Source organism: Pseudomonas fluorescens, from assembly GCF_902497875.1.
Lineage (GTDB): Bacteria > Pseudomonadota > Gammaproteobacteria > Pseudomonadales > Pseudomonadaceae > Aquipseudomonas > Aquipseudomonas fluorescens_BR.
Genome location: NZ_CABVHY010000043.1, coordinates 36,851 through 48,543, shown reverse-complemented (window position 1 = coordinate 48,543; position 11,693 = coordinate 36,851). Strand labels below are relative to the sequence as shown.

6 protein-coding genes are annotated in these 11,693 nt (G+C 58.1%); 2 read left to right on the top strand and 4 right to left on the bottom strand.

The genetic code is table 11. From position 1 onward, the window contains the following. The first annotated feature begins 73 nt into the window (after nucleotides 1–73). Entirely contained in the window at nucleotides 74–1,132 is a 1,059-nt protein-coding gene (locus F8N85_RS30345; protein WP_150803540.1) for an autotransporter outer membrane beta-barrel domain-containing protein, read from the top strand. A gap of 65 nt (nucleotides 1,133–1,197) precedes the next feature. On the opposite strand, the gene glgB is transcribed toward F8N85_RS30345, so the two are convergent. From glgB to F8N85_RS30325, 3 genes are all read right to left on the bottom strand, one after another. Further along, a complete protein-coding gene (gene glgB / locus F8N85_RS30340) occupies nucleotides 1,198–3,429 on the bottom strand; it encodes a 1,4-alpha-glucan branching protein GlgB (RefSeq protein WP_150807132.1) in 2,232 nt (743 codons plus the stop codon). Between the two features lie 2 nt (nucleotides 3,430–3,431). Further along, nucleotides 3,432–6,788 (bottom strand): maltose alpha-D-glucosyltransferase, encoded by a 3,357-nt coding sequence (treS, locus tag F8N85_RS30335; RefSeq protein ID WP_150807131.1) that lies wholly within the window; start codon nucleotides 6,786–6,788, stop codon nucleotides 3,432–3,434. A gap of 215 nt (nucleotides 6,789–7,003) precedes the next feature. Then, entirely contained in the window at nucleotides 7,004–9,001 is a 1,998-nt protein-coding gene (locus F8N85_RS30325; protein WP_150807130.1) for an alpha-1,4-glucan--maltose-1-phosphate maltosyltransferase, read from the bottom strand. Between the two features lie 227 nt (nucleotides 9,002–9,228). Here F8N85_RS30325 and F8N85_RS34710 point away from each other — a divergent pair, with 227 nt between their 5' ends. Further along, on the top strand, nucleotides 9,229–9,402 hold the full coding sequence (locus F8N85_RS34710) for a hypothetical protein (RefSeq protein ID WP_191636296.1): 174 nt from the start codon (nucleotides 9,229–9,231) through the stop codon (nucleotides 9,400–9,402). Nucleotides 9,403–9,464: 62 nt separating this feature from the next. On the opposite strand, the gene F8N85_RS30320 is transcribed toward F8N85_RS34710, so the two are convergent. Next, the gene (locus tag F8N85_RS30320; protein ID WP_191636295.1) at nucleotides 9,465–11,486 is read right to left on the bottom strand and encodes a S41 family peptidase; all 2,022 of its coding nucleotides are present in this window, start codon (nucleotides 11,484–11,486) and stop codon (nucleotides 9,465–9,467) included. Between the last annotated feature and the right edge of the window lie 207 nt (nucleotides 11,487–11,693).

Genomic DNA, 11,693 nt, shown 5'->3' with positions numbered 1-11,693 from the left:
TTCGGTCGCCCCTCATTCGGGGTAGGAGAGACGCCATAGCGGGATAAGGCATGCCATTGCAAGGTAGACCTCCATGAAAACTTCAATCACCCCACAAGAGATCAAAATCACCATTTGTGCCGTTTCGACTACGTTGTTGCTCTGTTCCTCCATGGAGGTTCAGGCAGGTAATGCCGAAGAGGAGTCGACGCCCTGGTATCGCCAGGACATTCCAGTGTTTACCTTGCCGACACCGGATTCGACCTTCACCGGACCTTACAGCTCCAACCCGCGCCTCGACACTCAGCCACTGACCATCAATGAAGCTGCCCCTGCCGCCTGGGAGCGGGTATATGGCCAGGCCTCCAGGCAGGCTGAAAGCGACTTCCTCACCTCGCAGTACGCCGACCACCTGTCCAGGGGACCGGCGCTCTACACCTTGAAAAATGACAGCGGGCACACCCAGCGTGTCGGCCTGGTCGCAGGTCAGAGCCAGTTCCAGGGCAACAGCAATGGCATGTTGACCTCGCGCACCGTCGCCGACCCGCGACATGACAGCCTGAACCTCGAAGGCCCGAGCATGGGTGCCTACTGGAGCCTGACCGGCCCGCAAGGCTGGCATGTGGATTTGACCGCGAGCGGCGGCCGGGTCAATGGCTTCAGCCGCAGCGAACAGGGCGCCCGGCAGGCCGCCGAAGGTAGTGCGGTGACGCTGTCGGTCGAAGGTGGCTTCCCCATCGGCATCAGCGAAAACTGGGTCGTTGAACCCCAGGCGCAGTTGATCAATCAACGGATCAGCCTGGACCCCATGAATGGCGGCAACGGCACCGCCTCGTCCAGCGATTTGACGTCCTGGAGTGGCCGGGTCGGAGCCCGCTTGAAAGGTAGCTACGAAATTCGCGGGCTGCCGGTCGAACCCTATGTGCGGACCAACTTGTGGCATACGGTGTATAGCGGCGACACGCTGAGCCTCGACCGTGTCGACAAGATCAGCAGCAGTCGCAAATCCTCCACCGTCGATCTGGGCCTTGGCCTGGTGGCCAAAGTCTCGCCCACCGTGAGCCTGTACATCAGCGCCGACTACAGCAGCGATGTCGACGACAACGACCTTAATGGTTTGATTGGCAGTCTGGGTGTGCGGATGCGTTGGTGAGGGTTTGGTTGTGGTTATGGGGCTTGCCCCCTCGCCACAGAAAGCTCCCTCACCCAATGTCCGCGTTAACCCTCGGGCCGCAGGATCAACACCCCCAGCGGCGGCAAGTTCAACACCAGCGACAGGGCCTGGCCATGGCTGGGCTCGTCCTCGGTGAAGACTCCGCCGCCATTGCCAAAATTGGAACCGGCATAGGTGTCGGCATCGCTGTTGATCACTTCGCTCCAGCGCCCGGCGAACGGCACGCCGATCCGATAGGCCTGACGCGGCACTGGCGTGAAGTTGGCCACCACCAGCACCGGCCGCCCTTCCTTGCTCCAGCGCAACCAGGCATACACGCTGTTGATTGCATCGTCACCGATCAGCCACTGGAACCCCTGTGGCGCATCGTCCTGATCGTGCAGCGCCGGCTCTTCACGGTACAGCCGGTTCAGATCCGCCACCAGCTTCTGCACACCCCGGTGCTCGGGATACTGCATCAAGTACCAGTCCAGTTGCTGATCGTGATTCCACTCCCGCCACTGGCCGAACTCGCAGCCCATGAACAGCAGCTTCTTGCCCGGATGCGCCCACATGAAGCTCAGGTAAGCGCGCAGGTTGGCGAATTTCTGCCAGCGATCGCCGGGCATTTTATCGATCAGCGAATGTTTGCCATGGACCACTTCATCGTGGGAGATCGGCAGGATGAACCGCTCGGACCAGGCGTACACCAGGCCGAAGCTCAACTCGTTGTGATGATGAGCGCGGTACACCGGGTCCTGCTGAATGTAATGCAGCGAATCGTGCATCCAGCCCATGTTCCATTTGTAATTGAAACCCAGACCACCCTGCTGGGTGCCCTGACTGACGCCGGGCCAGGCGGTCGACTCTTCGGCAATCATCAGCGCCCCCGGAGCCTCCAGCGCGACCACGTCGTTCAGGTGCCGGACAAAATCGATGGCTTCAAGGTTCTCGCGACCGCCGTGGCGATTGGGTACCCACTCGCCGGCTTTACGTGAGTAATCGCGGTAGAGCATCGAGGCCACTGCATCCACCCGCAGGCCGTCGACATGGAAATGCTTGAGCCAGTGCAGTGCCGAGGCCAGCATGAAACCGTGAACTTCGGTGCGCCCCAGGTTGTAGATCAAGGTATCCCAATCCTGATGGAAGCCTTCCTGAGGGTTGCCGTACTCATACAGCGCGGTCCCGTCGAATTGCGCCAGGCCGTGGGTGTCGGTGGGGAAATGCGCCGGGACCCAATCAAGGATTACCCCGATGTTCGCCTGGTGGCAGGCGTTGACGAAATAACCGAAATCCTCCGGCGAGCCATAACGGGCGCTCGGGGCGAACTGCGACAGTGGCTGGTAACCCCAGGAGCCGCCGAACGGATGTTCCATGATCGGCATCAGCTCGATATGAGTGAAGCCCAGTTCCTGCACGTAGGGGATCAAGCGCTCGGCCAGCTCGTGCCAGTTGTATTGACGCGACACCTCACCGAGGTCATCGACTTCACATTGCCAGGAGCCCGCATGCAATTCATAGATCGACAGCGGTGCATTCGGCCGGTGGCGCTCGCCGCGAGTCTGCATCCACTCGTGGTCCTGCCAGTCGATCCGCAGTGGCGATGCGACCTTCGATGCGGTATCCGGCGGCAGCTGAGTGGCCAGCGCCATCGGGTCGGCCTTGAGCGGCAGAATCCCGTGCGCGCCGAGAATTTCGTACTTGTAGGCCTCCCCTGCCTGCAGGCGCGGGATGAACAACTCCCATACCCCGGACGGATGACGCAGGCGCATCGGATGTCGACGGCCGTCCCAGACGTTGAAGTCACCGACCACCGAGACCCTTCGGGCATTCGGTGCCCACACCGCAAAACGCACGCCATCGACGCCGTCCACGGTCATCAGCTGCGCGCCAAGGCAGGCGCTCAGATCGCGATGATTACCTTCGGCGAACAGATAAAGGTCCATCTCGCCCAACAGCGGGCCGAAGCTGTAAGGGTCTTCGCTGGTCTGCTCGCCGCCCGCCCAGTTGATCCGCAGTTGATAGGCTTGCGCGCGGTCGAAATGCCCGACAAACAAACCCGGCACATCGGTCGCCTCCAGGTTCCCGAGCACTTCACCGCTATCACTGGCCAGCACCTGAACACTCAGGGCACCGGGCAGGAACCCGCGAATAAACTGCCCACCGGCACCATCGCCATGGGGGCCCAGGATCGCAAACGGATCATGATGCTCGGCGCGCACCAACGCATCGATATCCTTGGCGCCGGGCAGTAATTTCTCTTTCGAATGCCCCTGTTCCCTGTTTGAGAAACTCATGACTACTCTCCACTGGTCTCTGTGTCGGAAAAGGGTTTGAGCCCATTCAATAACCCGTACAAACCGTGCAATGGCACCGGCAGCCAGGTGGGACGATTCTCGGCTTCATAGACTACCTCATAAGCCGCTTTCTCCAGGCCGAACAACGCCAGCGCGGCGTCCTCACCTTCGGCGTCCTGCCATGCATGAGCAAGACTAGACGTTGCCAGCCGATATGCCTGAACAAACGCTTCTCGCGCTTCAATGACATAGCGCTCGGTCACGCGCCGACGCGCGGCATGGGCCTGGGCCGAGCCATCGACATTCTGCACATTCAACGCCATTGCCGCCGCATAGTCGAACGAGCGCAGCACACCGCTGACATCTTTGTACGGACTGTGCTTGCCCCGCCGCTCATGCAATGCCCGCGCCGGTTCGCCTTCGAAGTCGATCAGATAGGCATCACCCTTGATCACCAGCACCTGGCCCAGATGCAGGTCACCGTGCACACGTATGCGCAAACCGCCAGTGGCCTGTTTCGCCAGCGCCTGAATATGACTGAGCAACGCCTTCTTGTGTTGCAGCAAACGGCTGATCAGCAGTTGATCCTCGTGCCGCAACTCGGCCTGATGCTGCTTGAGCATCTGCAAGGCGCGCTCCAGTTGCGCCCCGATATGGCGGGTCCATGCCTGTGCGTCCTTGAGCGTACTCGGTTGCGGGCTGAAATCGGGATTGTCGGTCGCCGCCGCCAGTATCTGATGCATTTCGCCCAGACGCTGCCCCAGCATGCCGGCGAAATCCTTCAATTCGCCGAGGGCGTTGTAATGCTGTTCCTGCTCGGAAATCGCTTCGGCCAATTCATCGCGAATCGCCCGTTCGAGGTTGTTCTGCGTCCACTCCCAGGCATCGCCCTGATTGCTCAGGTAACCCTGGGCGATCATCAGCAACGTGTCCTCACCCTGCTCATCGCGGCGCAGCACCGAGCCGAGCAGCGGTGAGATATGGAGGAAACCGGCTGCGGTGAGATAGGCACCCATCTCCAGTTCCGGATGCACCCCGGCGCTGACTTTGCGGATCAACTTCAACACCAGGCTGTTGCCGATTACCACCGAACTGTTGGACTGTTCGGCCGACAGATAACGCACTTCAGATTCGTCGTTCAAGCCCAGCTTCGCCAGTTCCGTGGTCGGCTCGAAACGGATCTCGCCAGCACTGGTCGGCAATACGGTCTGCGCCTGTATATCGTGCAAGACCGCCCGCACAAAGGTATCAAGGCTGAAGGCGTCGGTGATCAAGCCGACTTGCCGTCCGCGCCGGACCCGGGCCAATGCCAGTTGCTGCGGCAAGGCCGCACTGTATTGATCTTCGCCCAGTAAGCCGAAGGGCAATTGATAACGATTGGTCTGACCGTCGCTGGTGACCTCGATCTCGCTGAGCAGCACCGGATGCTGCGGGTCGCCAAAACGCACGCCGTAGACGATATGCACTTGCCCGATCGTCGAGTCCTTGCTGGCGAACCAACGGCGCTTTGGCAACCAGGCCGGTAGTGAAGTCTGCTCCAGAGTGGTGCGCGACGGTGCTTCGAGCAATTCTTCGAGGCGTTTTTTCAGCACCAGGGTGGTGAAGTCCGGCATGCTTTTCGCCGGTTCCACATGCCAGCTGGGCATCTGGTTTTCCGCCGCCAACACAAACCAGTAGAACCCGTAAGGTGCCAGGGTCAGCAGGAAGTTCAGCTGGCCGATCGGTGGAAAGGCGTTACCGCCAAGCATCTCCACCGGCACCATCCCGGCGTACGTTGACAGGTCCAGTTCGGCGGCCTGGGCGCTGCGTGACACATTGGCCACGCAGAGAATGATTTCGTGCTTGCCATCAGGACCGGTGTACTCCCGGGTATAGGCCAGAATCCGCCGGTTGCTCGGTGAAAGCATTCTCAGCGTACCGCGGCCAAACGCCTTCGACTGTTTACGCACCGCCAGCATCCGCCGGTTCCAGTTCAGCAGCGAATGGGGATCGCCCGCCTGGGTCTCGACGTTGACCGACAGATAACCGTAGAGCGGGTCCATGATCGGCGGTAGCACCAGGCTCGCCGGGTCGGCGCGGGAGAAGCCGCCGTTACGGTCGATCGACCATTGCATTGGCGTACGCACGCCGTCGCGGTCACCGAGGTAGATGTTGTCGCCCATGCCGATTTCATCGCCGTAGTACAGGGTCGGGGTGCCCGGCATCGACAACAGCAGACTGTTGAGCAGTTCGACCCGACGCCGGTCGCGTTCCATCAAGGGCGCCAGGCGGCGGCGAATCCCCAGGTTGATCCGCGCCCGGCGGTCGGACGCGTAATAATTCCACAGGTAATCGCGCTCTTTGTCGGTGACCATTTCCAGGGTCAGCTCATCGTGGTTGCGCAGGAAAATCGCCCACTGGCAGTTGGCCGGAATCTCCGGGGTCTGGCGCAGGATGTCGGTGATCGGAAAGCGGTCTTCCTGGGCCAGTGCCATGTACATGCGTGGCATCAAGGGGAAGTGAAAAGCCATGTGGCACTCGTCACCGTTGTCGCCCTTGGTATCGCCGCTCTTTTTATCACCAAAATACAGCTGAGTATCTTCCGGCCACTGATTGGCTTCGGCCAGCAGCATGCGGTCCGGGTAATTGGCATCGATCTCGGCGCGGATCTGCTTGAGCACCTGATGGGTCTCGGGCAGGTTCTCGTTGTTGGTGCCGTCGCGCTCGATCAGGTAAGGGATCGCGTCCAGGCGCAAGCCGTCGATGCCCATGTCCAGCCAGTAGCGCATCACCGAGAGCACGGCTTTCATGACTTGCGGGTTGTCGAAATTCAGGTCCGGCTGGTGGGAATAGAACCGGTGCCAGAAGTACTGGCCGGCCACCGGGTCCCAGGTCCAGTTGGATTTTTCGGTGTCGAGGAAGATGATCCGGGTGCCGTCATATTTCTGATCGTCATCGGACCACACATAGAAATCCCGAGCCGCCGAACCAGGCTTGGCCTTGCGTGCCCGCTGGAACCAGGGGTGCTGGTCCGAGGTATGGTTGATGACCAGCTCGGTAATGACCCGCAGCCCGCGCTTGTGGGCTTCGGCGATAAATCGCTTGGCATCGGCCATGGTCCCGTAATCGGCATGCACGCCACGGTACTCGGCAATGTCGTAGCCATCGTCGCGACGCGGTGAAGGGTAGAACGGCAATACCCAGATGGTGTTCACACCGAGATCGGCAATGTAATCGAGTTTGGCGATCAAGCCAGGAAAGTCGCCGATCCCGTCATTGTTAGAGTCGAAAAAAGACTTAACGTGTACTTGGTAAATCACCGCATCCTTGTACCAGAGCGGATCCTTGATAAAGGCGGCTGACTTGGGTTTCTTCGCCATCTGTAACTCCTGTTGAATTCATAAAAGCAAGCAGCGCCGCGACCTTTGTGGCGAGGGGAGCTTACTGTGGCGAGGGGGCTTGCCCCCGCTGGGCTGCGAAGCGGCCCCAAATGCTGACAACTTGTTCTTTCAGGCACACCGCAACCGCTGGTTTCACGACTGCTTCGCAGCCGAGCGGGGCGGTGCGGCGTTCCGGCAAGCTCCCTCGCCACAAATCAAGTCGCCGTTATCCGCCAGATCCCGAACGGCTGATGCCAGGGTTCAATTCGCATCCACTGGGTCTTGCCGTACCAGGTCCAGCGATGGCCGCTCATAAGGTCCTCGCCGCTGGTTTGCGCATCGTCAGGCAAATCCATCTCCCACAACGGTAGTTCGAAACTCGCCTCCTGGGCGTTGAACGGATCGAGGCTGATCGCCACCAGAATGAAATTGCTGCCATCGGCGCTGCGCTTGCCGAAATACAGAATGTTGTCGTTCCACGCGTTGTAGACCTTCAGCCCCAGATGACTGTGCAGCGCCGGGTTCTGCCGGCGGATGCGATTGAGCTGGGCGATCTCGGCAATGATGTTGCCCGGCGCAGTGAAGTCCCGAGGGCGGATCTGGTATTTCTCCGAATCCAGGTACTCTTCCTTGCCCGGTACCGGCGCCGACTCACACAACTCAAAGCCTGAGTACATGCCCCACAGCCCCGAGCCCATGGTCGCCAGCGCGGCGCGGATGAGAAAACCGGCGCGCCCCGACTCATGCAGGAATCCGGGATTGATGTCCGGCGTATTGACGAAGAAATTCGGCCGGTAACACTCACGCCACGGCGACTCGTTCAACTCGGTGAAATACGTCGCCAGTTCGGCCTTGGTGTTGCGCCAGGTGAAATAGGTGTAGCTCTGGGAATAACCGACCTTGCCCAATCGCGCCATCATGGCCGGCTTGGTAAAGGCCTCGGCGAGGAAAATCACCTCGGGGTACTGCGCCCGCACATCGGCGATCATCCACTGCCAGAACGGGAGGGGCTTGGTATGCGGATTGTCGACGCGGAAAATCTTCACTCCCTCCTCGACCCAACCGATGACGATGTCCCGCAGTGCAAGCCAGAGCCCGGGGATTGCATCGACCGCATAAAAATCGACGTTGACGATGTCCTGATACTTCTTCGGCGGGTTCTCGGCGTATTTGATGCTGCCGTCCGGCCGCCAGTTGAACCAGCCCGGATGCTCTTTGAGCCAAGGGTGATCCTGGGAACACTGAATGGCGAAATCCAGGGCGATTTCCAGCCCGTGATCAGCGGCGGCGGCCACCAGCCGGCGGAAGTCTTCACGGGTGCCCAGTTCGGAGTGAATCGCTTCGTGCCCGCCCTCGGCACTGCCGATCGCATAGGGACTGCCCGGGTCGTCAGGGCCGGCCGTCAGGGAATTGTTCGGGCCCTTGCGAAAGCTGCGACCGATCGGGTGGATCGGCGGGAAATACAATACGTCGAAACCCATGTCGTGGATCATCGACAAACGCGAGTGCACATCGTTGAAGGTGCCATGACGCGCCGGGTCATCAGTGATCGAACGTGGAAACAGCTCATACCAACTGGCGAACTGCGCCAGTTCGCGCTCGACGTCCACCGCATATTCAGGGCTGATACTGAGGAAGGCCCGATGATCGGCCTGGGCCATTAGGTCGGCGCTGCGCTCGTGCAGAAACAGTGCAACCTGCTCGGCTTCCAGCAAACCGGACAGTTCACGGTGCAACGCCTGCAACTGCTCGCTCAGTGTCCCTTCACTGCGTGAAGCCGCCTGCAGCACGTGGCTACGCCCTTCCTGCAACTCCAGGCTGACCGGCACCCCAGCCATATGTTTCTTGCTTAACTCATAACAGAAACTGGCGAACTGATCGATCCAGGCTTCGATGCGAAACCCATAGCGACCCTGCTCAGTCACAGTGAACTGCCCTTCCCAGCCGTTATTGCCCAGATCGGTCATGGTCAGGCTGTACCACTGCGAATCAGCCGATCCGCGCCAGCACAGCTTCACCGCCAGCTGGTCGTGGCCATCGGCGAATACCTTGGTGGTGACTACCACCGGCTGGTCCACCACCGCCTTGACCGCAAACTGGCCACCATCGATCACCGGCGAAGTGCTCTCGATCGCAATCCGCGGCAACAGCAACGCCTGCGACAAGGGTATTTGCGGGTTGTGCTCAAGCTCTGTGGGTTGTTCAGCAATCATCGAGCATCTCTCCTTACGCCCCATGGACGCTCTTGTGCCTGGTCGAATCTCACCTGCGCTGGTGTTCTCTGAATGAACTCACTTAGGTTCCGAGCCAAAAGCAGGGGCAAAAGTTCATATGGATTTTCCTGCGGTATGCCCTGGGCGAAATCCCGGGAGTCAAAGTCGTCCGTCGATGGTCAACCGCTTTACTCCTGTCAACAACAAGCAGAAACGAGGCCACATTCATGGGTATTCCTATTCCAGCTGAAACACCTGATCCGAACATCGATGACCCGATCCTGCCACCGCCTGACCCAACGCCCGACCCGACACCCGTTCCGGAGAAGGATCCAACGCCTCCCGGCACTCAGACTCCCGTGGGCGACCCGCAGAGCGAGGAGCCGCCGGTGAAGGCCTGATCAGGATAGACGCCCTGTCGCTCGGCGGTTATCCAGCAGGGCGACAAATCTTCGGCATCACACTAAACATCGCCAACGCCAACGCCAACCGTTGTGCGGTATCGCGCCACCAGCTCGGTTCCATCAAATCCCAAGATCAGAAGATCTGACCGATCGGCACTTTGTTTGGTAATAGTGAACGTTGTTTGTTGGCACTGAATGTCAATTGATTCGATCGGGCGTTCACCCAAGTAGACGTCAAGCCTGGTGATTCCCTGGGTATCAGTGATGACCTTTGATTGTTCGGACGTGATTGCGTTGACCGTGACTATCAAGACCCGTAACGGACAAACGCCCGCCAGCATTGATCCGGCTTTATTGATAAGGTCGACGTTGCTGTTTAGAAGATCATCGCGCGTAAGGAAGTGACGCTTATCCGGAATCACACCCAAATCTTCCACGGGCACTCCTTCTCGTGGGCCAACACGAAGTGTTCGTCTGATCGATACTCGCATACCTGCATCATTGGGCAGAGATTCATAAACGGAGCCTGCCCTAGGCAAGATGTGACTGACAAAGTGACGATGCTCCCATACATTTGCCCCGCCCGCGCCAGTATTGCCATCCGTACCCAGTATCGTCCCGATACCATGATCCTGAAAGCCGGATGCGAACATGTCGGTAGCGCTATAGCAAAGTGCATCGGTAATCAGGATGACAGGGCCAAAATACCTTTGCCCAATAGCATTGCACGCCTCGGGAGAGGTGATCGGAAAGCCTGCAGAAAATACAGCACCGGTCTGGAGGGACTGCTCCATTGATTCCACCCATTGTGAAAGATCGGTCCAAATTGACTGGGGACCATTGCGACGACAAATGTCCAGATTAAGCGGGGTATTGATGAACTGAAAACGGGTCGGCTCGATACTCTTGAATGTCAGCGTCTGCAGGATACGCTCACAATTAGCGATATGCCCCCCACCATTTCCGCGCACATCAATAATCAACCCATTCGTTGGAAGAAGGGAAATAAGGCGAACAAACTCCTCAACAAAAGTATCGTTTGGCCAGTATAAAAATGTACGAATTCTGAGGTAACCAAATGTACCTGTCGGGGTCGTTGCAACGCGCGCCTCGAACACCTCAGGCAGATGGCTTTTTATTACATCGACTCTATTTTCACTGTTGCTCTTAGCGGATTTTGCATTCTGCGCCGCCCTCGACTTGGGCGCGAATAAGGCAGCTCTGACTCGCTGGGTGATATTCTGCTCCAGGTCCAGTCCCTGAATGGTCTGAGCGCAGGATTCAACGCCAGCATTTTTATCAGCCAAAGACGGTAGCATTGGACTGACAAGCCAATCGACACGAAGCTCCTCAATCTCACCAGCAAGGGTTCGGTAGCCAACGACAACCCACTCTTCATCAGGTGGGAGCGCGAGACTGAGTGCTTTGGTTGTAAGTGTTTGTACACCTCTCGCGATCCTGGCCTCACGGTTGCCCCCCGCATATCGGTGGGCATTGTTCATTACCGCACGATCGATCGGCAGGCCATTCCAATAGAGGATTTCGACACCCGGCACTAACGTAGGGTGATTGAAGCTATCCCTTACTCGGGTCACCAGATATTTACGTTGTGCACCTTCGAAATAGTTCTCTACCAGAAAAGGCAAAAAAGCGGTCTTGTCGTTAAAGGGCGCAGGGAGTAGATAATTGGTATGAAGATCCCGAACAGACATAAAAATTTCGGTTATTTCCCGGTGAAACTCCACCTCGGCCACTTGCATTGCGCTAACAGGTTGCTCCAGGGTTTGAAGTAACATTTTCAATCGCTGCACCGGATTGACTGCGTGCATGGCGCGCTTTAACGGAAGGTTAGCGTAATTCTGCTCGATCAGGATCAACGCTTGCTGAACAATCACCTTGCGCTGCTCTAACGTCAGTTCACCTGCGGTAGCCAGAAAATTTTGAAGGGGGGTTGTCCCCGGAAACTGCTCGAGAATAGCGGCTGTAAAGGTTTCCATGCAGGAAGCTGTCTTTCCAGTTGCATAACGTGATAACGCACCCACCTTGCCGGTTCGCAGATCGGGATTTTCCTGGAATTTCATTTTAGTCATCCTTAACTATTTTTTTGAAAAACCATCAAACAATTTTAATTATTGATGGACATTCATAATGGCCTGCGGCCGGATTCTTTATCAATCATGAGCCCACGAATTGAGTATAGGTGCGCACTGAAAAACATACTCAGCATTGCGCAAACACTCATGTAACAACACATCACCAATACAGCAAGCGCTCAGAGCGACTCTGAG

Coding starts and splice junctions, on each gene's coding strand:
- F8N85_RS30345 (WP_150803540.1), top strand. CDS start 74: ATGAAAACTTCAATCACCCCACAAGAGATCAAAATCACCATTTGTGCC.
- treS (WP_150807131.1), bottom strand. CDS start 6,788: ATGGCGAAGAAACCCAAGTCAGCCGCCTTTATCAAGGATCCGCTCTGG.
- F8N85_RS30325 (WP_150807130.1), bottom strand. CDS start 9,001: ATGATTGCTGAACAACCCACAGAGCTTGAGCACAACCCGCAAATACCC.
- glgB (WP_150807132.1), bottom strand. CDS start 3,429: ATGAGTTTCTCAAACAGGGAACAGGGGCATTCGAAAGAGAAATTACTG.
- F8N85_RS30320 (WP_191636295.1), bottom strand. CDS start 11,486: ATGAAATTCCAGGAAAATCCCGATCTGCGAACCGGCAAGGTGGGTGCG.
- F8N85_RS34710 (WP_191636296.1), top strand. CDS start 9,229: ATGGGTATTCCTATTCCAGCTGAAACACCTGATCCGAACATCGATGAC.